This is a genomic window from Sorangiineae bacterium MSr12523 (genome assembly GCA_037157775.1).
Lineage (GTDB): Bacteria > Myxococcota_A > Polyangia > Polyangiales > Polyangiaceae > Pendulispora > Pendulispora brunnea.
Map to the genome: position 1 here is coordinate 4,888,249 of CP089982.1, position 24,602 is coordinate 4,912,850.

A 24,602-nucleotide genomic window follows, 5' to 3' on the forward strand; every position below is an offset into this window, starting at 1 on the left:
CTCCGCGACGGCTCAGCGAAGCTCGACGAGAGGGACTACGGAATCGCGCAGGCGAGGGCGCGCGCCCGCTTGCGCGCTTCTTCGGCGCTCTTCGACGCGGGTTTTGCCGCGCCCCATCGCTGCAGAACGAAGCGGTAGGCCTCGCAGGCCCCGGCTTTGTCGCCGGTGCGTTCCTTGGCTTCACCTAGCCAAAGGTGAGCGTGTGTGTTGACGAAGGGTTGCTCGAAGCTGAGGCAGCTCTTCGAGGCCGGGTCCAGAATTTCCACCGCCCGCGCGTACTCGCCCACGGCCAGCGCCAGGCGCCCGCGTTGGATCTCGGCCGTGCGCAGGTCGAACGTGTTGAACCCGATGAACGTGGGCATGCGCTCGGTCATGTTCGGCGCCTGGCTCCATCCCTCGACGGCGAGCTCCCGCACGTCGGCGACGGGACCCCAGATGAAGCCCCACGAATCGAGTTTGCCCAGTCGCGTCCCCACGCGCTCCTGCCAAAGGTGCGTGCGCGTGCGCCACTCGTCGGACGAGAGGCGGCCGTTTCGCAGAAGCACGGCCAGCATCTGCGGCTCGTAGGACATGAGCTCCGGTGTGGGATCGCCCACGGTCCACACCGCGTGGAGCCGCATGAAGGGCTCCGCGATGGCGCTGGCCTTCGCCAGATGCCCGGTCTCCTCGGCGGTGGACACCAGGAGCGACGCGGGCCGCACATGCCAGGGCAGCGCGGGATCGGTCGTGGTCAGCTTGGCGAGCTGCGTGGCGAGTCGCTCGGCCTTGGCGAAGTCTCCGCGGTAGACGGCGAGGCGGGCCATGGCGTGCAACCACCTGGCCTCTTGGTGCTCTTCCGGCTGATGCGCGAGTTGCTGGCGGACGGCTTCCTCGATGGTCTCGTCGGGCGCCCCTTCTTCGGCGAGCGCCAAGGCCAATTGCCAATACGCCGAGCTGCTCGTCGGCGAGCGCGCGATCCAACGGCGCGCCTCGGAGGCGATTTCCGAGCAGTGACCGCGCCATCGCTGGATGAGCACGCGATCGTGCATGCAATCGGACGCGCCGGGCGAGGTGCGCAGGCACGCGTCGAGCGCAGAGAGCTCGTCATCGAGGCGCCCAAGGCGCGCGAGCACGCGGCCTTGGAACTGCCACCCGTCGGCGTACTTCGGATCGATGTCCGTCGCGCGCGTTGCCAGTTCCAACGCACGCTCGAGCGCGGGCACGTCGAGGGGCAAATTCATGCGCACGGTGGCCGCCCACAGGAGAAGCTCGGCATCGCGCGGGAAGCGTGTGAGCCCCGCATCGACCACGCGCCCCGACACCTCGCGATCCGGTGGATCCAAGATGACCAACGGCAACAGCGAATCGAACAGCACGCGATCGCGTTCGCTCAAGGCGTCGCGCAGCTCGGCGGCCCGGCGGAATTGCTCGCGCTGTTTGACGATGGGCTCGTACCACGTGCCGGTCATCACCCGCCGCAGTTGCGCCTCGGGGCACGAAGGATCGGCCTGCACCGCTTGGGTGAACGCGGTGTAAGCCAGCTCCCAGTTGGCCTCGCGCAAGGCGGAAAGGCCGTCGCGGTAATGCGCCGTCGCCGCAGCGGTGCACTTCGGCGATGCCGGAAGGGCCACGATGGCGGTCCCCTCCGTCGCCGGCGTGTGCGCCAATGCGCGGGATGATGCGGCGGCGGCGGGGTCTTTGCTGCGCCAGACAGCCCGGCCGCCGAAGACGGTGGCGATCATCAACGTGAACAGGACCGCGACGAGGATGGTGGAGCGCCGGCCCGAAAGCCACGAGCGCGATTCCGGTGCCACCTCGTCACCGTCCTCGCTGGTATCCGTCTTCGTGTCCGGCAGCAGCGGGCTGATGTCGCGTGAAGAGTCCGACGAGGCAATGACCAGTTTGGCTACGCTGATGCGTGCGGCCGGGATGTTCACCGAAATGTCCGGCGACGCGCCCAGTGCGGAGACGACGTCGCGCATCGAGGGGTAGCGATCGCCGGCGGCCTTCGAGAGGGTGCGATGGATGACTTGGGCCACGCGCGCGGGCACTGCGCTGCCCAGTGGCTTCGCCTGCTCGGAAAGGGCGGCCGCCGCGATGCTCAAGCCGCCGCGCTTCAGGGGCCAGGGAAGGCTGCCGCTGACGACCTCGAACGCGACCACGCCCCAGGAAAATTGGTCCGCCCGGCCGTCGATGCGATCGCCGCGCGTTTGCTCCGGCGCCATGTAGCCCGGCGTGCCCACCACGCGCGTGTTCGTCGCGGCGACGGACAAGTCGCCCGATTCCAACTCGGTGCCATCGAGGGGCCGCGATTGAATATCGGGCAGTCCCTCTTTGTAACGGGCAATGCCGAAGTCCAGCACCTTCACCGTGCCGTCTTCGCGGATCATCACGTTGTCCGGTTTGATGTCGCGATGGACGAGACCCTTTTCGTGCGCCGCCGCCAGCGCGCGCGCCACGTCGATCATCCAGCCGAGTCGCGTCTCGAAGGGCGGGTAGGTGGAACCGACGAAGGCGCGCAGGGATTGGCCCTCGACGTATTCCATGGCGATGAACGGCACGCCCTCGTGCTCGCCCACGTCGTGGATGGCCACCACATTGGCGTGGCTGAGCGCCGCCGCGGCCCGTGCTTCACGCAGGATGCGCGCGGACGACTCCGTGGGCGCGTGCAGCGCGCGATCGCGGTGCAAGACCTTCAGCGCGACGGTGCGCCGCAGCCGCGTATCGAAGGCGCGAAAGAGCTCGCCCATGCCTCCGACGCCCACGCGGGCCTCGAGCAAGTAGCGGCCCGCGAAGGTCATGCCCGAGTGCAGACCGCGGTCCGAATCGTACGCGGGCCGCGATGGCACGGTCATCTCGGGGCTTGCTTCCTCGGGGCGCCTGACCTCCTCGCGGCTCCTTCCTTCCTCCGCCATCGCGGGCGACGGCGCGACCGGGGGCCCTTTCTCGTCGACATCGGTGAAGGCGTCGCCGTGGAAGCGGGTGCGCAGGTTGCGCGGCAGCATGCTCGGCGCCGACGAAAGCGTCTTCGGCAACGACACACCGAGCTCCGACTCATGATCGCCGTTCTTCGAGACGGTGGCGAGGATCTGCGCCAGCGTCTCGCGCATCTCGGCGGCTGTGCCGGGGCGATCGGCGTCGTTCTTCGTCAGCAGCGCGTCGAGCAACTCTTCCAGCTCCAGCGGCGCATCCGGGCAGAACGCGCGCAGCCAACGAGGCTCCCGCGTCCGCGGTGTGAGCGGAGCCTCCGTGGTGAGCGACTGCAAAATGACGGTGCCGAGGGAAACCAAGTCGGCGCCGATGTCCAGCTCCAGCCCGCGCTCGGACGATCCCGCCCGCGCGAAAGGATGGGGTAGGCCGAAGTCGATGAGCTTCGCCAGGCGTGCACCCGTACCGTCGGTGGTGCGGGGCAGAAAGACGTTGGACGGCTTCAGGTCGCCGTGGACGACACCCGCGGCATGCAAGGCCGCGAGGCCATCGGCGATGCGATGGCCCAGCGCCAGTGCGCTCACCACCGAGAGCGGCTCGCGCGCGAGGCGGGCGGCGAGGGTCTCGCCATCGACCCACTCCGTGACGAGGAAGCGCTCGTCGTCGATGGTGATGCCGTGCGAAAGGTAGGCGATGATCGCCGGGTGGCGGATCGCCGCGAGCACACTCAGTTCCGAGACGAACCGCCCGATTTCGGGGGCGCGATGCGGGTGGAGCACCTTGAGCGCCACGCGCGCCGACGTGATGCGATCGGTCGCGCGATAGACAACACCCATGTTGCCGACACCCGCTTCGTGCTCGATGGCGAATCTGTCGGCAAATAGCTGGGCCGCCCCGAGCGCGCGCACACGGACAGTGTACTCGGAAGATCTCATTTAGGAGAGGGTGGTCCTCCAGGATTCTTGGGCGGCGGTCCGGAAACTTTGTGGGCGACGGTTCCGGCGGGGTGGCGGTACCAGCCGGGATCGGCGTCGTAGTTGGTTAAACCCTCTCGGATCTTGATGATGGTGAACATTCCACCCATCTCGACGGGTCCGAACGGACCTTCCCCCGCCATCATGGGGAGCGTGTTCTTTGGACGGCCCATCTCCATCATGTTGCCCATGCCCTTTTCCCCCATGGCCATGTAGCCGGGGAGGATCTTGCGGACCCGCTGTTCGACGCTCCCTTGCTTGACGCCGATCAAATTGGGCACGTCGTGGCTCATCGCGTTCATGGTGTGGTGCGTTTTGTGGCAGTGAAAGGCCCAATCGCCCGGATTGTCGGCGGTGAACTCGATGTCCCGGGTGGTGCCCACGGGGACGTCCACCGTGGTCTCCGGCCAGCGTGCGCTCTCCCGGATGCGGCCGCCGTCGGTCCCCGTCACTTCGAAATTGTGGCCGTGGATGTGAATCGGGTGGTTATCCATGCTGAGATTTCCCAGTCGGATGCGCACACGGTCGTTTTTCTTCACGATCAACGGGGCGGTGCCGGGCCACACGCGGCTGTTGAAGGTGAAGATGTTGAAATCCGTCATGATCACCGGGTTCGGCCGCGCCGTACCGGGTGGTATGGCCCATTCCATGAGCATAATGGCAAAATCTCGGTCGATTCGCTCGCGCACGCGGGGGTGGACGATGAAAAAGCCCATCATGCCGAGGGCCATCTGCACCATCTCGTCGGAGTGCGGGTGGTACATGAACGTCCCCGGCTTGCGCACGGTGAACTCGTAGACGTAGGTCTCGCCCGGCTCGATGTGCGGCTGCACGAGTCCAGCGACGCCATCCATTCCGCAGGGCAAAATGATGCCGTGCCAGTGCACACTCGTGCGCTCGGGCAACTTGTTGGTGACATAGAAGCGGACGCGATCGCCTTCGACCATCTCGATGGTCGGTCCCGGGGTTTGCCCGTTGTAGCCCCAGCAATTGACCACCATGCCGGGTGCGAACTCGCGCTTCACTTCTTCGGCCACGAGTTGGAACACCTTCACGTTCCCGTCCATGGTCCAGGGGAGGGTGGACCCATTTGGTGTCACCACGCTGGTGTAAGAAGGCGAAGATGGCGGCGTCGGAGTCGGCGCCGATTGCGCGTTGGCGTCTTTGGCGTCCGCCGTGGCTTCGAGGAGAGCGGCGCCGCCGAGCAGAGCAGCGCGGGAGAGCATGTCGCGTCGGGTGATCATGAGGCACCGTGGTGATGTTGATGGGAGGGCTGAGAAGGCTGAGAAGGTTGCGAAGGCTGAGGAGGTTGCGCGGGTTGCGGCTTGGCCGGTGACGTGGGGGCTGCAGGAAGGCGACCCCCGACGGCGCGTTCCAGATCCGCGCGGGCGACCCAATAGGCGCGCACCGCCTCGATGAAGGCGCTGTAGGCGTTGATCTCGTTTTGCTTCGCTTGCAAAAGCTGGAAAACGCCAATGAGCATGGCGTCGTACTGCTCCTGCGCGAGCGTGACGATGCGCTCGTTCAAGGGAACGAGGGTGGTTCGGTAGCGTTCGACGACGTTGCGATTCAACGTGAGACGGGCCCGTACGGCGCGCACCTCGGAGCGAATGTCCACGGCGATCTCGCTCACGTGGAATCGACTCTGCTTGTACTCGGCCTCGAGCCGCGCGATGACCGCCTGCCGCTGATCGAAGATGGGCAGCTCGATGGCGCCGCCCGGCTCGAAGTCCCAACCTCCGCCCTCGCCACCATGGCGGTCCGCCGTGAGTCCGCCCTCGATGCCGCCGAGAAAGCGAAAGTCCTTGGCCAAGGTCAGCGCCTTCTCGAGCGCGGAGCTCTCGGACTTCGCCGCCTTGAGGTCCAGCCGCTGGTCGATGGCCACCGTCTCGAGATCGTCGAGCGGCGGCTCGGCGGTCGGGATCTCCGCCATGCGACCCGAGATGCGCCAACTGATTTGGCGCCCCCACAGGCCCAGCACGCGATTGAGCTCCTCGCGCGCCTCGATGGCCTCGGTTTCGGCGCGCGTGAGCTCCAGGCGCACCGCCTCGTATTGTCCCTCTTGGTTGGCCAGATCGAGATCGTTGAGGTTGCCCGCCTGGTGCTGGGCGCGCGCGAGCTCGATGCTGGCCTCGGCGGCGTCGGCGATGGTGCGCCGCATGGCCACCATCTGCTCCGCGGACTGCGCGTGCACGTACGCCACTCGGGCCATGCGTGCGGTTTCCAGCACAGCATCACCCACGCGCGCCTTGGCCGCGTCCAATTTGCGGTTCGCGATCTTCTTGCGCAGCGGCATGGTGAGCAGTCCGAGGAAGTCCTGCGTGATCCCCAGGGTCTCGGTGGGAAGGGGACCCTGGCGATCGCCGAGCCTCACGCTGCCGCTGATGACGGGGTTCTGGAGCAGGCCAGCCTGCACGACGTCGGCCTGGGCGATGCCCAACTCCTCGTACACGCCCAGGAGCTTTCGATTGTTGAGCAGCGCAATCTGCACGGCCGCATCCTCGGTCAGCTCGTGCTCGAGCATGCGTCCGATGGCCTTGGCGACCTGGCCATCCTCGACGGTGCCATTGTTCCAATGGAGCCGCCGCCCGCCGGTGCGCTGTTCGATGACCGACGATACTTCGTTGAAGGCGGGCTTCGCCGAAGTCGATGCGCAGGCAACGAGATTCGGAAATAGGGCAAGATAGGCCCACGTCCTTGGTGAGAGCCGAAACATGGAAAACCTCTAGCGTAAAAACCTAAAATGGATTCGGGCGACGACTGCAAAGGCAGCGGCGCGCGCGATCAGATCAGGTAAACGCTGAGGAACGAGGGCGTGGGCGGGCGTGGCGATGGGCCCGCACGGGCCACGGCCGAAGCGCCAAGAAGCGCATTTCCGGCGGGTTCGCAAGGCACGACGGGGGCGGGCGGCACGATGCCGAGAAGCGGCGCCGTTTCGATATGGGGCGCCGGGGCGGCGTTCACCATGCGCAACCCTTCGCCGGCGAGCGGCTCGCAACAGCTGAGGGCTTTGGATTTGCACTGTGCGTACTGTGAGTGGCGCGGCGACTCGCTCTTGGCTTTCTTGGCGCCGGACCCGCAGCACGCGTGCTCGGCGACGGTACCCATCCGCATGCAGGCGAAATACGTTTCGCCGGCGCGGACCATCGCGAGCACGAGGGCGCAGGCGAGCAACATCGCCAATGCATGCATACCTCGCTTCACGATGACCACGCCTGCACTGTAGTGAGCAGGTTCGCTTCGCGCAACGTGCTAGATCTTCGCACATGTCTGAAGTCGACAATTCGGACGAACGTCTTCGCGTTTTGCTCCAGGAGCGGGCGCGCCTTCTCGCGTTCGTCGAACGGCGGGTAGGTTCGCGGGAGATGGCCGAGGAGATCCTCCAAGAGGCGTTCGTGCGCGGCGTCGAAAAGATCGCGGCCGTGCGCGATGACGAGTCCGTGGTCGCATGGTTCTATCGGCTGCTTCGCAATGCCATCATCGATCGACACCGGCGGCATGCGGCCACCGAGCGCGTTCAATCGGAGCTTTCACGCGAGTGGCAAGTGCTCGCGGAGGCGAACGAACCCGACGAGCGCGAGCGCGGCGAAATATGTACTTGCATGTCCGGCCTCGTGCAGACGCTGAAACCGGAATACGAAAGCGCCATTCGCACGGTTGACCTCGGCGGGGGGACGGTCGCCGACCTGGCGCACGCCGATGGAATAAGCGCGGGAAACGCCGCCGTTCGCCTCCATCGTGCCCGGCAGGCCTTGGGCCAGCGGCTGCGCGTCACCTGCGGGGCGTGCGCGGAGCACGGCTGCCTCGACTGCAGCTGCCACAAGACAGAAAAAAAGACTGTAAGAGCTGGGACCTGACTGCGTCTGCAGGGGCATGACCATGGATCACTCCGAGCCCATCAAGAAGCCGTGCTGCCACGGCAAGGCGGCCCACGCCGCGCCCGTCGCGATCCCCGCGAAGCCGGCCACCCCGGCCGCGTCCGCCGGATCCGATGTAGAATACACGTGCCCCATGCATCCCGAGGTGGTGCAGATCGGGCCGGGCTCGTGCCCGAAGTGCGGAATGGCCCTGGAGCCGAAGATCGTCCAGGCGACCACGGTCGAGGACGACTCGGAGCTGCGCGACATGCGGCGTCGGTTCGTCGTCGCCGCGGCGCTTTCGGTGCCGGTGCTGGTCCTCGGCATGGCCGAGACGCTTCCGTGGGTGCAGCTCGCGCTGGCGACGCCGGTGGTGCTCTGGGGAGGCTGGCCCTTCTTCCAGCGCGCGTGGGCCTCGGTGGTTCATCGCAGCCCGAACATGTTCACCTTGATCGGGCTGGGGACGGGCACGGCGTTCGTCTATAGCGTGCTCGCGATGCTCGTACCGGGCGCCTTTCCCGAGTCGATTCGCATGCACGGCATGGTGCCCGTCTATTTCGAGGCCGCGTCGGTCATCGTGGCGCTGGTGCTGCTCGGCCAGGTGCTGGAGCTTCGCGCCCGCAGCCGCACCGGCCAAGCCATCCGAGCCTTGCTCGATCTGGCGCCGAAAACCGCCCGAAAGATCACGGCGCATGGTGAGCACGACGTGCCGCTGGAGCACGTGCACGTGGGCGACCGGCTCAGGGTCAGGCCGGGGGAGAAGATCCCCGTCGATGGCAAGTGCCTCGAGGGGAGCAGCAACGTCGATGAATCGATGGTCACCGGCGAGCCGGTCCCCGTCGAAAAGCGGCCAGGCGATCGGGTCGTGGGCGGTACCGTGAACACCACGGGGAGCTTGGTCATCGAGGCCGAGCACGTGGGGCGCGACACATTGCTCGCCCGCATCGTGCAGATGGTGGGCGAGGCCCAGCGCACCCGCACGAAGATTCAGCTCGTGGCCGATGTGACCGCGGCGTACTTCGTGCCGGCGGTCATCGTGGCAGCGGCGCTGGCCTTCGCCGTGTGGATGTTCGTGGGGCCCGAGCCTCGGTTTTCGCATGCGCTGCTCGCGGCCGTGGCGGTGCTGATCATTGCGTGCCCGTGCGCCCTCGGGTTGGCGACGCCGATGTCCATCATGGTGGGCACTGGCCGCGGCGCCCATGCCGGGATCCTGTTCAAGAATGCGGAGGCGCTGGAGTTGCTCAGCAAGGTCGACACCGTCGTGGTGGACAAGACGGGCACGTTGACGGAGGGCAAACCGCGCGTGACCCGTGTCGTGGCCCTTTCGAGCGATGAGGCGTCGGTGCTCGCGGCGGCGGCGGCGCTGGAGACCGCGAGCGAGCATCCGCTGGCCGACGCCATCGTGCGCGAGGCCCGCGAGCGTGGCCTCGCGATCCCCAAGGTGACGGGCTTTCAATCGAAGACCGGGCGCGGCGTCGTCGGTACCGTGGACGGTCGCGAGGTGGCGGTGGGCAACCGCGCGCTGTTGGCCGCGCTGGGCATCGATGTCGACGCCAAGGAGATCGCGGGCGAGACGACGGTGTTCGTGGCCATCGGCAAGGAGCTCGCGGGATTCGTGGCCATCGCCGATCCCATCAAGGAGTCCGCGCGCGAGGCCGTGCGCGCGCTGCGCGAGGAAGGCCTCACCGTGGTCATGCTGACGGGCGACACCAAGACGGCCGCCGAGGCGGTGGCCCGCGCCGTGGGCATCGATCGCGTCGAGGCCGAGGTGCTTCCGGAGCAAAAAGAAGCCGTGGTGCGCCGCTTTCAGGAAGGCGGTCGCACCGTGGGCATGGCGGGTGACGGCATCAACGACGCCCCCGCACTGGCACGCGCCAACGTCGGCATCGCCATGGGAACGGGCACGGACGTGGCCATGGAGAGCGCAGGCATCACCTTGGTGCGTGGCGATCTGCGCGGCATCGTCCAAGCGCGGCGCCTCAGCGAAGCGACCATGCGCAACATCCGACAGAACCTCTTCTTCGCCTTCCTCTACAACGTGCTCGGCATTCCCATCGCCGCGGGTGTGCTGTATCCGGCCTTCGGCCTCTTGCTCTCACCGATGCTCGCGAGCCTCGCCATGACCCTCAGCTCCGTTTCGGTCATCGCCAACGCCCTGCGTTTGCGCCAGGCGCGTATCTAACGACCGATTCGCGCTTGCTCACGAATCTCCAATTCGTGGCGCTCTCGGCGTCTTGGCGGTTCGACCTCTGATTGCATATGACGTCGACGTACTCCTCGAGAAGATGTGCGCGGTCTGGCGCGTATCGGACGGAAGGACATCGAAGACGGCACGTCATAAATGTGCTCGTCGGCCATGTATGATGGGCGCGTCAGCGCGAGCCCACGCCCTCGACGAGCACGTGAGACATGGCAGGCGAAATCGAGAATTGTCCGGCTACCGAAGCATCTCCCAGCGGTGATCCTTTTCATTGGGTTGGCCACGTCCTGGAGGGGCGTTATGCCGTGGAAGCCTTGGTGGGCGAGGGAGGCTTTGCCGTCGTCTACCGCGGGCGCCACACCGGGCTCGATGAAGCGGTCGCCATCAAGTGCCTCAAGATCCCGCGCAAGATGGCCGGCGAAGATCGCGACCGCTTCTTGCGCTCCTTCGTCGACGAAGGAAAGCTGCTCTATCGGCTGTCGCGCGGCAACGCGAGCATCGTTCGATCGCTCGACGTCGGCGTGGCCACCTCGCCCAATGGCACGTGGACGCCGTACCTCGTGCTCGAATGGCTCGAGGGGCGCACCCTGGAAGATGACTTGAACCTGCAGCGCCGCAAAGGCCTTGCGCGCACCTTCGCGGAAGCGTGTGCGCTGCTCGAGCCCGCGGCGCGTGCGCTGGGCACGGCGCACGCGCAAGGTGTCGCGCACCGCGACATCAAGCCGGCGAATCTGTTTCTCTGCACGGTGGATGGCAAGCGCACCCTCAAGGTGCTCGATTTCGGCATCGCCAAGGTCATCGCCGAATCGACCGATCTGCGGCGCGCCCACGAGGCGACGGGGGCCTCGCTGCAGGCCTTCACACCGCGCTACGGCGCGCCGGAGCAGTTCGATCGCCGCTTCGGTGCGACGGGTACCTGGACGGACGTGTTCGCGCTGGCGCTCATCCTCGTCGAGGTGGTGCTCGGCAAGCCCGCGATGCAAGGGGAAGGGGTGGAGCTCTTTCTCATGGCGAGCAACCTGCACGAGCGCCCCACGCTTCGCGCCTTCGGCATCGACGAAGGCGACGCCGTCGAGCGCGTGCTGGCGCGCGCCCTGGCGGTGCATCCCACGGATCGGTATGCGCACGCGAACGCGTTCTGGGACGCACTCACCGCGGCGCTGAACGACGGTGAAGCGGCGACCGCCTCGCCGCGGCCGCCGGTGGATCCGTTGGCCCAAACGGTCCCGTCGGCGCGCGATGTTCTCACCGAGGGGCCCATCTCGCCGGTGCCGAGTGGCCGCACGCCCGTGGCCATGGCGCGCACGTCGTCGCAGCGCGGGCGCTCGGGTCGCGGCTCGCTTCCGAGCTGGTCGGGGCAGGGGCAGATGGGGCAGAGGACGGGCCTCGAGCGTCCGGTGCCCACCGTGCAAGCGATCCCGAGCTCCGTGCCGGAGGAAGAAGCGCCCGCACCGTCCTCCTCGTCCGCGCGGACCATGCTGCCGTGGATCGGGGTTGCGGCCGTGGTGGCCCTGGGCAGCGCGTGGGGCTATTCCGAATGGACGCGCGAGGAGAGCCACTACCGCGGCCTCTCGTTCCGCGGTTCCGGCCGGGGAGCGCATGGATCGCCACTGGCCCTCGGGTCCACCGGCGCCATGACCTGTCCCAGCGGCCTGGTTCCTTATTCGGACGACGCCATCGAGGGCGCGCTCTGCATTCCCAGCGAGCTGCAGAACGCTCCCCTCGTCGACGGATCGATGCGCCAGGGCGACATCGAGTTGAAGCTCCACGGCGGCACCTTGCGTCCTCCCGAGGTGACCCTCGATACCGTGTTCGCCCGGGCCACCGCGGAAGACACCAAGGGCGGCCGCTCGGTGCAGCCCACGTCGATCGAGAAGAGCCCCGATTCGTTCTCCTTTTCAGGCACCGTGCGCGGAAAAGCCTTTTTCGAGCGCACGGTGAGCGAGAGCGATCGCTTCGTGGGATTCCAGCTCGTTTACCCCGAGTCGGCGCGCAAGGTGCTCGAGCCCAAGTTGGGATTCATGATCCCATCGTTCGCGCGCCGCCGCTGAATTCAATACGCGCGGTACACGAGATCGTGCGGCTCGAGCGGCGTCACCTTGGGCGCGAGTTCCGCGAAGCGCCGGCAGGCCATCGCCGCAAGCAAATCGACGCGTTCTTGCATGGTCGCGACCAGATTCTCGGAATCCACATCGAGCGAGACGGCGCCGGGCAGTTGCCCCTCACGCGCGAGATCCAGCCAGGCAACCTGTTGCTGAATCACATCATCGATTCGGTCTCCCTCGTAACTCACCAGCATGAGATCCAGGTGAATGACCGGAAATGCACTTTTTTCGACGACGGTGTATTCGCGGTACGTCAGCTCGTAGCGCGCATTTTGATGCGAGCCCAAATGAATGGGAAATGCGTCCTGCAAGAGTTGCTCGAGTCCACCCTCGCGCTCGTGGGCCGGGACGTCGAACTGGAAAAAATCGCGGTGCAGCCGGCGAAGCCATTCCTCTGGGGGCGGGTCGTTGGAGGTCCACATGCCTCCCAACCCGGTGACCATCTCGGGTGTCGGAAATTTCCGCACGCGCCGCAGCGGCGGCCAATATTCCGTGTCCTCGAGAATCTCGGCGCACTCCCGCTCGAAGCAGCCCCTGTCGGTTCGCCCCACGAGTTGCTCCGCCGCGCCGTCGTTCACGAGCACGAGCTGCATTTCGTCGGCCATGGCCGGAAGGAGAAGATCGGATGAAATTCCGTCACCGTCGACGAGCCCCGTCCACGTGCAATAGCTGATCATCGCGCCGGCGCTGTTCGTGGTCACTTCGTACGGGGCCACGGAGATCCGGGAGCCCGTACGGCCGAAGCGCTCGCGCAGGAGTTTGCGCTGTTTTCCGTAGAGCACGTGCAGTTCGCGGTACTCCATGGTGGCAAATTGCGAATGAAGCGGATGATCGGAGGGCAACCGCAGCGGCTCCCAGCGGCCATTTTGCAGCACCACGGGCCTGGCGCTGGTCGGCTTCGGATGATCGAACGTGCTCCACCCGATCGCGCCCAGCTGGCGCAGCCCGTCGACGTCGTCGGAGCCGGTCACCACGAGCAGATCGTTGTGGGCCACCAGGGCAACTGGCTCGCCCCGAACTGCCAAGTTGGAAATCGCATCGGTCAGAAAAATGCGCGAGGAATCGAAACCGTCTTTCGTGGCGCTTTGGAATGTACCATTCCCAATTCGCTGGAAATCCGGACGTACCGAGGCGGCGGCGGCCGCAATGGCCGTCTCCAGAGGATCGCTTTCGAATGACAAAGTGCGGGCTGGTTCGACGCCCGCGTTCGTGGGAACGACGAACATGAATGAGAGAAATTCATTGAGTCGCCACGCGGCTGGGGGCTCGGAGTGGCCTTCCAACTCCGCGGCGAGACGGGGAAACTCCACGGCAGCCCGGGAACCCACGAGCGGAACGACGTCGCTCGGCAATCGTGCGCTGTTCTGCATTTCGATTTTTCTACCCTGGTTGATGGCCGGATTGGGTTGGTAATCAAGAATACCATTACATGGCCAAGTGTCGGCTCGTTCGTCTTTTCGAATTGGATATTCGGTATTCGCGTGCGGCCGTGAAAATTTGTGGCGTGCCTCGGCCATGGCGAGCTGAGGTCGCCTCATCGAGCGCGGAACTCGTAACGTATCGAACAAAAAGGTACGGTCTTGCCGGATCTCCCTCGGGCATCTACGTCGTAGGCCATGTCCAGCGAGAGACTGCGAGTCGAACTTCCGACCGGGCAGCATAAAGCCGTGATCGGTGGAATGCCGATTGCCTATCACGTCCACGGAAGCGGGCCGGTCGTGCTTGCCCATCCCGGTGGTCCAGGCGGCGAGTGGGGCTATCTACGGATGCCGGAGGTCGAGAAATTCGCCACCGTCGTTTACGTGGAGCCCCTTGGCACCGGCGCTTCCGGGCGATTGGAGAACCCGGGCGACTATGGCCTGCAGCTCGACGCGTCCAACGTCGAGGGATTGCGTATTCACCTGGGCATCGAGAAGTTTGCCTTTCTCGGCCACTCGTACGGCGGCTTCGTGGCATTGACGTATGCCCTGGCGCACCCGGCTCACGTGAGCGCGCTCATTCTGTACGACACGTCGCCGACGAACGGGCCGGACTTCGACCAGGACGTTGGGTCGAACCTGCAGTCGTTCAAGGACGAGCCTTGGTTTGCGGAGGCCACGACGGCCTTCCAGCAATTGAGCCGCGCCCAGAGCGATGAAGAGCTCATGGCAACGTTCGCCCGCGTCCTGCCATTGTACGTGGCCAATTGGGCCGAGCGGCGCAACGAGCTCGAGGGGCGCATCTCTCGCATGCGGGTTTGCCTCGAAAGGGCCTTTCGCCGAAAGGGGGACGCGCCCGCGGTGCCAGGTACGCCTGCGGGCCGCCCCGCGCCGCACGACTCCTACGACGTTCGCGCTCGCCTGGGCGAAATCAAAGCGCCGACATTGGTGCAAGTGGGCGCCAAGGACTTCATCTGCTCCCCCAAAATGGCCGAGGTGATTCATCGCGGTATCGCGGGCTCGCGCCTGGCCGTCTTCCCGGATACGAGCCATTTCGCCCATATCGAAACGCCACAAGAGTATGCGCGGACCATTCGGGAGTTTCTTTCGAACGTGTAAGAATTGGTGCTGTCAAGGGATCGTTGGTCCCTTGGCGGGTCGTGCGCCGGCATCTAATTCGGATTCATGTCGATTCTCTCCAAAGGCGCCCGCTTTTTCGGGCGAACGCTCCCGTTTGCATGGATCACGCTGGTGGCGAGCGCATGTTCGCAGGCAAAATCGCCCGTCATGGGGGCGGCCGAGACCGAACGTCCGGATAGCCGGCTATCGCAGGGCGATCATACGGCGATGATCGGCGGAATGCCGATTGTCTATCACGTCTATGGCAAGGGTCCTGTCGTGTTTGCCCATCCCGGCGGCCCCGGCGGTGGCTGGGGCTATTTGCGTATGCGGGAGGTCGAACAGTTCGCCACGGTCGTGTACATCGAGCCGATTGGGACGGGGGCATCGGGCCGGCTGTCCAATCCGGCCGAGTACAGCCGCCTGCTCGATGCGGCCAATGTCGACGGATTGCGCGCACACGTGGGGATCGAGAAGGTCATGTTACTCGGCCACTCCTACGGCGGATTCGTCGCATTGACGTATGCCCTCACGTATCCCGATCACGTGGGCGCGCTCATTCTGTTCGACACGTCGCCTACGACCGGACCAGACTTCCAGAAGGACGTTGCCTCGAACATGGAGTGGTTCAAGAACGAACCGTGGTTCGGCGATGCCTCGGCGGCCTTGGACGAGGTGGACCACGTCCAGACGGACGAGGCAATGACGAAGACCTTCACGCGTGCGGTGCCCTTGTACATCGCCAATTGGTCGCAACGCCGCCAAGAGCTCGAGGGGAAGCTTCCTGCCTTCCAGCTCTATGTGGAAAGGAACCATCGGCAGAAGGCCAACATGCCGCAGGACCAGCCGGTCCCGAAGGGCCCCGCGTACGACGTTCGGCCCCGCCTGGGCGAAATCAAGGTGCCCACGCTCATCGAGGTGGGCGAAAAGGACTTCATCTGTTCCGCGAAGATGGCCGACATCATGCATCGGGGCATTCCCGGCTCGCGGCTGGTCGTGCTGCCGAACACGGGGCATCTCGCCCACGTGGAGACGCCGCGGGAGCACGCGCGCGTGATCAGGGAGTTTCTCGGGCAGGTTGCAAGATGATGCGACGCTCGGCGTTGCGCTCGACGGCGGAGCGGCTGTAGAGCAAGGGAAACGTATTTCCGGTGCTCCACGATTCGGCCAGATCGCGGTAGTGCGGTGAGTCGGGGAGCCCGGATTGGCCCGGGGTGTTGATCGCGCGTGACGCGTCCCAGTTGCCCACGTCGAGGACCATGCGGAAGGACGCTCCCGCCGTGTGCAAAAAGTCCTTTTCGTAGGTGGACGCATTGACGGTGAACTCGGAGCCGCCCCGGGGAAGCGGACCGACGTCCAAGCGTGCGCGAGTCCCTTCATCGAGCAGCGGCGAGAACGGATGCTGGAAAGACGAGTGCAAGAGGCGCCCCCATTTCCACTCGGTGGATTGCGGGCCTAGAAGCCGCGTCGTGTCGGCATACGCGGCCTCGAGTGTGTCGGAAAGGAGGCGATCGCGCTTGGCCGTGGCGTCTTCGCCGAACCAACGTTGCGGATGCTCGAGGCCGTCGAGAAGGACCGCGAGATCGGGCTGGGCCACGGCGCTGATTGCGGCGGCGGGGAGTACGGCTTTGACGAAGGCGGGACCGAGGTGGCGCTTTCGCCAAACCTCGAACAGGGCGGCCGGCGCGGAGTCGACACTTTCGACTCCGTCCCACGCGTGCAGCATGGCGGATGCCGCGCTCGAGCGTGGCGAACGCGGAAGGAGCGCAATGATCCGAAGCGCCGGTCGCGAGAGCTGATCACTTTGCAGGCGAATCGAATCCTCGATGGAGATGCGCGGAGAGGCCGACAGCACCTCGCGAATGCGCTGATAACGCGCCGGATTCACCCATTCGAATCCGATTTTCTTTTCCCGATAAGGATAATCGGGAGGAAGATTCATTTGGTTTGCCGTGGCAATGAATCCCTCGGGCGGATTGTACGCACTGGGGAAATCGTCGCCGTTGTAGAATCCTTCCCATTCGTAGCGGCCGTCACCTGGCACGGGAAGCAGGCCATCGTAGCCGCGGCGCTTCGGCGCAAGGCCGCCGGGAACCCACCCGATGTTGCCGTGCACGTCCGCGTAAACCTGATTCTCCGTGGGGGCGCCCCAGTTTCGCATCGCGCTTTTGAAGTCGGCGAAATTGCGAGCCCGCAGCAGGCGAAGGTTGCCATAGTAAGGCGACATACCCGGCTCCTGCCAAGCCGTGCGCACCGCGTAAGCCCGGTGCCGTGCCTCGTCGATCTTCACCACCGGCCCGTGCCGCGTAAAGCGAAGCTCGATGTCGCGCGGCGGCTCACCGGCGACCGGGACCCGTTCCTGGATGATGCGGAGCGATTCCCAGCCTTGTCCGTAGCGGTAGCGATTATGGTCCTGCGGGTCGAGCTCGTAGACGTAGAGATCTTCCTGGTCGAGGAAAAACACGGTGAGCCCGAAGGCGATGGTGCCGTTGTGGCCTATCGAAAGCCCCGGCTGCGAGGGCTCGCCGGCGCCGATCGCATCCAGGCCCGGCGCCGAAAGGTGCGCGATGTACCGCTGCGAGGGCGTCGCGTATTTCCGATGCGGATCGTTGGCCAGAATGGGCCGGCCGGTCGCGGTTCGTGTTGGAGCGATCGTCCAATTGTTGCTGCCCTCCGGCTCCGCGTTTCTCGAGTCCAGCGCGTCGAACGCGATGGAGGCGACGGGCTGGCGTGTCGTGCGGTCGAAGGCGACGCGTTGCGTGGCGAGCTCGAACACCCGAAGAACATCGGGCGGCAGCGCGCACGGGTCGAAACCGGCAGGCACGGTGGTGTGCCACTCGGGTTCCAAATGCGCGCGAACTTGGTCCGCCTCGACCCCCGCCGCACAGGCCACCTTGGCGCGGGCGACCTCGCTGGTCACGTTTCGGGTCAAGCCGTGGCTTCGAATGCGCACCACGTCTTCTGGCTGCCAGTGCGAGGGGGCATATCCCGAAATGCGGAATTCCTCCGGAAGCGATTCCGGGTGTTGGCCGAGCCAGTCCACGTAGGCATTTACCCCGGCTGCGAATTGCGTGGCGGCCATTCGGGCGTCGGGCCCGTAGCTCTCCCACTCGCGGCGCATGTCGCCGCGGTACAGAAAAAGCCGCGCGGCCGCATCTTGCGCGACGTAGGCGGGGCCGAACACCTCCGACAAGGTCCCGAGGCCGCGGCGTCGCCAGAGGTCGATTTGAAACAAGCGCTCGCGTGCGGCGTTGAAGCCCTGCGCCAAGAAAACGTCTTCGACGCTGCGTGCGTAGATATGCGGCACGCCCCATCGATCGTCGATGAGCTCGACGGGACTTCGGAGACCCGCGACGGAGTACGTCGCCGATGCGGGAAGCCTCTGGCCGGCGCTTGCTGCCGGCGGGGTGTCCGCGATGCCGCCGCATCCTACGAAACCGAGCGCGATGGCGGAGGCGGTCCAGTATGAGAAGCGCATCGTGGCGGCAACCTCAGGCCGCGCTGTCACCGTCGTAGGATGGCGGTTTCGAATCGCGGGCGGTGGGGAACTCGGAGGGGGAGGTGGGCTCGGGGCGGTCCCTTTGCGTAGTGACGTTGGTGGTGGAGGACCAGGCCGGGAGGCGGAAAAAAGACGCGAGATCGCGCAAGGCGTCGGCCTGGGCGGAGACCTCTTCGGCCGTGGAGGCGAGCTCCTGAGCGGCATGGACATTTTGCTGCGTGACCCGATCGGTCTGTGCGATCGCGACGTTGATGCGTGAGACGCCCGCAGCTTGCTCGTTCGCCGCGCTGGCCATGCCTTGCACCAACTCGGCGGTGCGGCGGATGGACGGCACCAGCTCGGCGATGCGCTGTTCGGAGCGGGTGACGATGCGCGTGTTGCTCGACGCGAGCTCGCGAATGTCATTGGCGGCGCTTTGCGTGCGCTCCGCGAGCTTGCGCACTTCGTCGGCGATGACGGCAAAGCCGCGGCCGTGCTCTCCCGCGCGCGCGGCCTCGATGGCGGCGTTGAGGGCCAAGAGGTTCGTCTGGTACGCGATGTCCTGCACGATGTACATCTTGGAGGCGATGGCCTCGATGGAGGCGACGCTCTCCTGCACCGACTTGCACCCTTCTTCCGCGGCGACGACGCCGTGGCGGGCGATCTCCTCGACCTTGCGGCTGTTGCGGGCGGTGTGCGCGATCGATGTGCCCATGCGTTCGAGCACGGAGCTCGTGTCGCGCACGCTCACCGCTTGCGTGCTCGTGCCTTGCGACAAAAGCGCCGACGACGAGGAGACCTGCGCGGCCGCAGCGGCCAGGGCATCGGCCCCCGATTGCATGCTGCCGATGAGCGTGCGCAACACGCCAATGAATCGTTTGAACTGCAGGGTCATCTGCGCGACCTCGTCACCGCTCCCGCGCCCCTCGTCGTCGTTGCCGAGGTCGACGTCGAGATCGCCCTTGGCCAGCCGGGTGGTGGCATTGCGCAACACCGTTACCGACACGACGACCAATCGCGAGAGCCACCATGCAACGGCGAGCGCGGCCAACGCGAGGGCGGCGCCGGCGATCCAGAGCCGCGCGCGCGTGCGCTCGACGGTGACTTGCGCGTCCTTGTTGGAGAGCTCGGCGAAGCTCGCGTTGATGTGCACGAGGTCGGTGAGGGCCTGGTTCATCACGTCCAGGTGGGGCACGATCGCGTCGAACTCGCCGGTCTTTCCGGCGAGGAACATCTCGCGGTGCGTAGCATACGCCGCGTACGCTTTTTCGTATTGAAGGAGCCGATCGGTCTCGTCGATTTGAAGCTGCTTTTGTCCGGCCGCTTCCAATGTGTGCGTGAACTCGGGGCTGACGGCCGTCCACCATTCGGCGCGGTATTTCGCCATCACCTGCGCCATGTCCGTGTCGTATTTGCGCACGCGTGCGATGTGCTCCGCACGCTCTTCGGCCGACAGGTCCAATCTTTTGAGATAGCCCAACTCGGTGGCGAGTTGGTCGCGCCGGAGATTTCCTTCTTCAATGCCCATGATGGGGATGAGCATGAAGGCGTACATATTGTCGACTTGGTATTTCAAGTCGCTCGTACCGCGGCGCGCCACGGCCGCCATGGTAGCCACAGTGATGGGAATCATCGACGCGAGAAGCGCGAACTTCCAGAAGAGCTTCAATCGGTGCATCTCGTCCCCGTCCCCATTTGCGTTGCGAAAATCCCTTAGAGAACTCCGTCAGTGGACGCAAGCTCGACGCAACCTATGCGCTGACGGATTGTGGCGCGAGGATCGCCGGGCGGTAGGGCGATCCTTGCTTTTCTGGACCACACATCGCGCCGGTCTCGCCGGTTCGTTCGCGCTGCCGCGGTTCGATCGCCACGAAGTTCCAAGGTAGGGGCTCCGAATCGGCTGTTGCGTTGCGAGATCAATTTTCTCCAAGTCTCGTGCACGGGGTGGTCACTACCTTGGCCGCCATGACGTCGAATCGAAATGTGACGGTGTACGGTGCCTATGGCCATACGGGGCGCTTCGTCGTAGCGGAATTGCTCGCCCGCGGATGGACACCCATTCTTTCGGGCCGCGATGCGGACAAATTGAACGCATTGGATCGGCGCCTCGATGTGCGGCCTGCGTCTGTGGACGATGCAAGCTCGCTCGATCGGGCTTTTGCGGGTTCCGCGGCGGTGATTCATTGTGCGGGGCCATTTGCCGACACGTCGGCAGCCGTCGTAGAGGCTGCGCTGCGGGCGGAAATCCCGTACCTCGATCCGACCGCGGAGGGCCTGGTGGCCATGAACACCTTCGAGCATTACGCAGCGCGTGCTGGGGGCGTGGTCATTCTTCCGGCCATGGGCTTTTATGGCGGACTGGGCGATCTATTGGCCACCGTGGCCATGGACAATGACGACGCGCCGGCGGACGAAGTCCGTGTGGGATTTGCGCTCGACGGATGGCATCCGACCCGCGGCACGCGGATCACGGGGCAGCGCACGGCCGGACGTCGCGTGTTCTATTCGAACAACCGGCTGGAAGTTGGCTCCGATCCGCAGGAGAAAACGACGTGGAATTTTCCGGCGCCGGTCGGTGCGCAGGAGGTCGTGCCGCTCTCCACGGTGGACATCGTGACGATGTCACGCCATCTGCGGGCGCGGGAGATCCGCACGTTCATGAACCTTGCCCCCATTGCCGATCTTCGCAATCCGGAAACGCCGGCTCCGGTGGCCGCCGACGAACGTGGACGGTCGTCGCAATCGTTCCTGGTGGAGGCCGTCGTTCGCCGAGGCGGCAAAGAACGCCGCGCGGTGGCGCGAGGAAGGGATATCTATGCCGTCTCGGCGCCCATCCTCGTCGAAGCGATGGAGCGCGTATTGGACGGGCGCACGCGCGCTGGTCACGCGAGTGGCGTTGTGGCGGCCGGTGCGATCTTCGACGCGGAGGATTTCTTGCGGGCCCTCTCGCCGAAGCACCTCGAGTACGAGGTGGCGTGATCCCGCGGGTCAATCCGTCTCGAAGATGGCGCTGTATTCGCCGGGCGAAATGTCCAGGGCGGTGATGGTCTCGCGGCGGTAGTCGTCCTGGGCACGTGCGACGAGGAGCAGGGCTTCTGCATCTGTTATCGTTCCCATACGGTAGCGGCCGATGGCCAGGGCGGCTTCCTCGTCGCGCTTTCGGAAGGAGGTCCGCACGCGCTCGAGGGCGGCCTCGGTCGGCGGACGCTGCGCATGGCTCGCCACGGCGGCGAGCCGCTCGGAGGTGGGGGCGCGTGATTGGAACTCGGCGCGCTTGTCGAAAAGCGCGGGCGGAAGGCCCGAGCGGCTTCGCTCGTCGCCTTGGAGCACCGGGGGCGGGTCGGCGGGAACGTCGATGGTCGGTTCCTCCGCCACGATGGCGGGATCCGTCGTTCGTGTCGTGGGGGTCGCTTGGGCGAACGACGAGCGGGAGGCGAGCCGTGAATCGGTGGAGTGGAACTCCGAACGGGGTTCGCGGACGATGCTGCTGCGCACGGTCCCGGACTCCGAGCGGGATGGGAGCCATAGCCACGATGCCGTGGCCACGGCGCAGACGACTCCGATCCATGTGGCTGTGCGCAACATCATTTCACCACGTAAGCTTTGTCGGTGGGTGCCTCGCGGCGCAAAAGGACGTGATAGCCAAAGGGCGTCAATACGGGCTCGGAGATCTCGCCGGTCTTCAGGCTGGCCAGCTTGGCATCGATAACATCCGGCATCGCTCCCTTCTTCCACACACCGAGATCTCCGCCGGAGCGCCCGCTCGGATCGTCCGAGTTGGCGACGGCAAGTTGGCCGAACCGCTCCGGGTTGGCGCGCGCCTCGCGGGCGATGCGCTGGGCTTTTTCCTCGGCCTCGGCGCGGGTACGTTCGACGGTGGGGCCGGCCTTTTTCGCCCCGCGGAAGCTGACCAGGATGTGCGCGCCCGCGAGGGTCTCCGCCTCGGCGGTGAGTGCGATGCGTTGAAAGATTTGGTAGCCGAACTCCGATTCGACGGGGTCCGAGATGGTGCCGACGGAGAGGGCGGAGATGGCCCGGTCGAACGAGACGGGGTAGCGGCCACCGTCCACGTTCCATTGGCCCATGCTGCCGGCTTGGGCTTTGTCCCAGCCGTCCGATTCGGCTTGAACCATGGCCTCGACGGCGCCGGGATCGCGGCGTGCGCGGGCGGCGAGCTCGCGAGCGCGCTCGAGGGCCTCGCTCTTGCTGCGCGTGATGCTCCGCGGTGCGCGCGTCGCGCCGGACCAAGCGACGACGAGATGGCGCGCGGCGATGCGCTCGACGGGCAAAGGTTGCAGGCGCACGAAGACGCGATAGCCGTACTCGGTGTCGATGGGATCCGAGATGGCGCCGACGGCGAGGGGAGCGACGACCGTGTCGAGTTCCGCGTCTTCACCCTTCGCCCAGGCGCGAAGTTCGCCGCCCTCGGCGGCAAAGGGATCCTCGGAATGGCGCACGGCGAGCTCGCGGAATTGCGCGGGGGACTTTTTCGCGGTGGCGGCGAGCTCCGTGGCGAGGGCAAGCGCTTCGGGTTTGGTGCGCGCGGGCTTCGGGCGCGCACCGGCGTAGTGCTCGACCTCCGCGTACGCGATGGTGATGACGGCGGCGGCAAGGCGGGTGTCGGCGGCGTGTTGCTGCGCCTCGGTGGACTGCGCAGGTGGCTCGGCCTGCGGCGGAGGAGCCTTGCGGCACCCGGCCAGGGCGATAAGACCGAGGAGAACCACGCCGCGGGCGATCATGGTGCGGCGCCCTTTCGCTCGATGAAGTCTGTGGGGAGCGCGTCGGTGCGCATGGCGATGCCGTAGTCACGGCAGGCGGTGTCGCCGCGGCTGGTGACGCCGATGATCTCTTCGCCGGTGCCGTCTCCCCGCATGCGAAGAACGGGGCCGCCCGAGTCGCCGGCGCAGGTCATCGCCGGTTGCGGAACATAGGTGAACTCGCGCGCGCGAACCTCGGTCACGTTCACGTTGCCCGTGCGTTTGCGCCCCATGCCATATCCCACGGCGCGCGCCGCAGAAGGCTCGATGCCGGCGCCGGAGCGCGCGATGGGGAGCGGCGACACCGTGGCGGGTTGCTCCAGATCGAGCACCGCGACATCGTTGTCCAGACCGTCCGCATGATAGTCGGGGTGAATGCGAACGCCGGTCACCCGAAAAAAGCGGCCTTGCAGGCCGGTGCCTGGCTCGCCGCGGCCAAGATCTGCCTGCGATCCGAAGACGACGGCCAGCGACGACGGGGCGGCATCGCGCACGCAATGGGCGGCGGTCAACACGACCTGCGGGCGCACGAGCGTGCCGGTGCACATGGGTGCCCCCGCGCGCATGCACTCGACGTTCAACATGTTGACGGCCACCACTGCTTCATCCTCCTCGTCGTCTTGCCCGTTAATAATGGCCTGCTCGTTTCGATCCGTGGTCTCCTCCGAGGCACACCGGCCGGCCGGCTCGCCGACGCCGCCGCCATCGCTGCTGCAGGCCAATAGGCCCAAAAGAGTTAGCAGTCCGTGTCTTGGAATTGGCAAAAGCAATCGCATTTGCCGTCGCCCTTCCACGACGTGGGGCAGTTACCCTTGCGGCTGGTTCCGCGCCAGTCGTAATCGCACGAGGGCGCGCTCGCTTCGTCGTCGATGCACGAAGTGAATTGGTCGTCGCAATAGGCGCTCGCCAGCGCGTGCCCGCCGTGCTTCGTCGTGCGCACGCACTGATCGTGGTTCGTGCAATCTTTGGTGAACTGCGAGCCCGTGCTGCTGGTGCCGCAGTTGCCGTAGTTGGAGCCGTTGAAGTTCTCACCCAGTTTTTTGCCGGTGTCGCAGCAGTCGCCGGTCCACGAGCACTTGTTGCAGTCGTGGCAGCCCGTCACCGTCGTGTTGGTGGCGGCGTAGCGGCGCCAGCTCGTCCAGCTGCGTGCAGCCTCGCCGGTGAGCGTCTTGTTCAAGGGAACCGACGAAGGCCAGAGAGACCACTGCGCATCCACCACGCGGAACAGCCGCTCCTCGGCCTTGGTGAGCTGGCGCGCGCGGTCGTAGTCTTCCTTGCTCTCCACGTGATCGACGGGCGGATAGAACGTCGTCTCGAGTGCCGCGAGCAGGCGCCGGATGGCTGCGCGGTCGATCTCCGTGAGCAGGGTGGGGGAGCCATCGGCGCTCACGCCATCGAGGATCTCCTGGTCGCCCGTGTAGCGGGCGGACAGGACCATGCCGTCGAGGCTCACCTTCACCAGGGTTTCCTGGGCAGACTCGACGCTGGAGAACTGCACGTCGATGCCGTTGTCGGTCAGCTGACCGCGCACTTGTGTTTTGTCGCGCTCGATACGAAGCGCCGGATCGGTTTTGCGCTCCAAAACAGGGGTTCCAGCTTCATCCGGAGCCTCCGGACTTCCGGAACAGCCTAGCAAGCCCACGGTGATCCCAATCGCGGCCATCGACGCGCCGATTCGTCTCATGAGGCGCACTCCCTTCTCAGCTTTCCGAGCTTATTGACGTCACGCTAGCTGGGAGGCAGCGGAACACAATGGAACAAATGCGATCCATCTGCGGCCGATCCAT

17 protein-coding genes are annotated in these 24,602 nt (G+C 65.8%); 6 read left to right on the top strand and 11 right to left on the bottom strand.

Annotated features, from left to right (window positions below; genetic code table 11):
• Positions 1 to 35: 35 nt before the first annotated feature.
• The 4 genes from LZC95_18995 to LZC95_19010 form a co-directional block, all read right to left on the bottom strand.
• A complete protein-coding gene (locus LZC95_18995) occupies positions 36 to 3,842 on the bottom strand; it encodes a protein kinase (GenBank protein WXA98896.1) in 3,807 nt (1,268 codons plus the stop codon).
• On the bottom strand, positions 3,839 to 5,125 hold the full coding sequence (locus LZC95_19000) for a copper oxidase (protein WXA98897.1): 1,287 nt from the start codon (positions 5,123 to 5,125) through the stop codon (positions 3,839 to 3,841). Before LZC95_19000 ends, LZC95_18995 begins: the two co-directional genes overlap by 4 nt.
• Positions 5,122 to 6,597, bottom strand: a complete 1,476-nt coding sequence (locus LZC95_19005; GenBank protein ID WXA98898.1) for a TolC family protein — start codon at positions 6,595 to 6,597, stop codon at positions 5,122 to 5,124. Before LZC95_19005 ends, LZC95_19000 begins: the two co-directional genes overlap by 4 nt.
• A 68-nt stretch (positions 6,598 to 6,665) precedes the next feature.
• A complete protein-coding gene (locus LZC95_19010; protein ID WXA98899.1) occupies positions 6,666 to 7,085 on the bottom strand; it encodes a hypothetical protein in 420 nt (139 codons plus the stop codon).
• A 62-nt stretch (positions 7,086 to 7,147) separates the two neighbouring features.
• On the opposite strand from LZC95_19010, the gene LZC95_19015 reads away from it, so the two are divergent.
• The 3 genes from LZC95_19015 to LZC95_19025 all read left to right on the top strand — a co-directional run bounded on the left by LZC95_19015 (position 7,148) and on the right by LZC95_19025 (position 11,989).
• On the top strand, positions 7,148 to 7,738 hold the full coding sequence (locus tag LZC95_19015; protein WXA98900.1) for a sigma-70 family RNA polymerase sigma factor: 591 nt from the start codon (positions 7,148 to 7,150) through the stop codon (positions 7,736 to 7,738).
• 22 nt (positions 7,739 to 7,760) lie between these two features.
• Complete coding sequence (gene cadA, locus LZC95_19020; protein ID WXA98901.1) at positions 7,761 to 9,920, top strand: cadmium-translocating P-type ATPase; 2,160 nt, start codon at positions 7,761 to 7,763, stop codon at positions 9,918 to 9,920.
• A 227-nt stretch (positions 9,921 to 10,147) separates the two neighbouring features.
• Entirely contained in the window at positions 10,148 to 11,989 is a 1,842-nt protein-coding gene (locus tag LZC95_19025; GenBank protein WXA98902.1) for a protein kinase, read from the top strand.
• 2 nt (positions 11,990 to 11,991) lie between these two features.
• Here LZC95_19025 and LZC95_19030 read toward each other — a convergent pair whose 3' ends face one another.
• Positions 11,992 to 13,413 (bottom strand): hypothetical protein, encoded by a 1,422-nt coding sequence (locus LZC95_19030; protein ID WXA98903.1) that lies wholly within the window; start codon positions 13,411 to 13,413, stop codon positions 11,992 to 11,994.
• 246 nt (positions 13,414 to 13,659) lie between these two features.
• Here LZC95_19030 and LZC95_19035 point away from each other — a divergent pair, with 246 nt between their 5' ends.
• On the top strand, positions 13,660 to 14,580 hold the full coding sequence (locus LZC95_19035; protein WXA98904.1) for an alpha/beta hydrolase: 921 nt from the start codon (positions 13,660 to 13,662) through the stop codon (positions 14,578 to 14,580).
• Positions 14,581 to 14,646: 66 nt separating this feature from the next.
• Positions 14,647 to 15,669, top strand: a complete 1,023-nt coding sequence (locus LZC95_19040) for an alpha/beta hydrolase (protein ID WXA98905.1) — start codon at positions 14,647 to 14,649, stop codon at positions 15,667 to 15,669.
• Here the strand turns inward: LZC95_19040 and LZC95_19045 are convergent.
• Both LZC95_19045 and LZC95_19050 read right to left on the bottom strand, forming a co-directional pair.
• On the bottom strand, positions 15,638 to 18,058 hold the full coding sequence (locus LZC95_19045) for a penicillin acylase family protein (protein WXA98906.1): 2,421 nt from the start codon (positions 18,056 to 18,058) through the stop codon (positions 15,638 to 15,640). The two genes, LZC95_19040 and LZC95_19045, sit on opposite strands and share 32 nt — an antisense overlap.
• 13 nt (positions 18,059 to 18,071) lie before the next feature.
• A complete protein-coding gene (locus LZC95_19050; protein WXA98907.1) occupies positions 18,072 to 19,736 on the bottom strand; it encodes a methyl-accepting chemotaxis protein in 1,665 nt (554 codons plus the stop codon).
• Between the two features lie 287 nt (positions 19,737 to 20,023).
• Between LZC95_19050 and LZC95_19055 the strand changes: the two genes are divergently transcribed.
• On the top strand, positions 20,024 to 21,037 hold the full coding sequence (locus LZC95_19055; GenBank protein WXA98908.1) for an NAD(P)H-binding protein: 1,014 nt from the start codon (positions 20,024 to 20,026) through the stop codon (positions 21,035 to 21,037).
• Positions 21,038 to 21,046: 9 nt separating this feature from the next.
• Here LZC95_19055 and LZC95_19060 read toward each other — a convergent pair whose 3' ends face one another.
• From LZC95_19060 to LZC95_19075, 4 genes are read right to left on the bottom strand one after another with little or no spacing between them, the layout of a single operon-like run.
• Positions 21,047 to 21,646 carry a hypothetical protein gene (locus LZC95_19060; GenBank protein ID WXA98909.1) on the bottom strand — a complete coding sequence of 200 codons (600 nt, stop codon included), beginning with the start codon at positions 21,644 to 21,646 and terminating at the stop codon, positions 21,047 to 21,049.
• On the bottom strand, positions 21,643 to 22,797 hold the full coding sequence (locus LZC95_19065) for a peptidylprolyl isomerase (protein ID WXA98910.1): 1,155 nt from the start codon (positions 22,795 to 22,797) through the stop codon (positions 21,643 to 21,645). The genes LZC95_19060 and LZC95_19065 overlap by 4 nt, the downstream gene beginning before the upstream one ends.
• Positions 22,794 to 23,546, bottom strand: coding sequence for a trypsin-like serine protease (locus LZC95_19070; protein ID WXA98911.1), 753 nt, complete (start codon positions 23,544 to 23,546; stop codon positions 22,794 to 22,796). Before LZC95_19070 ends, LZC95_19065 begins: the two co-directional genes overlap by 4 nt.
• 5 nt (positions 23,547 to 23,551) lie before the next feature.
• Complete coding sequence (locus LZC95_19075; GenBank protein ID WXA98912.1) at positions 23,552 to 24,499, bottom strand: hypothetical protein; 948 nt, start codon at positions 24,497 to 24,499, stop codon at positions 23,552 to 23,554.
• Positions 24,500 to 24,602: the final 103 nt, after the last annotated feature.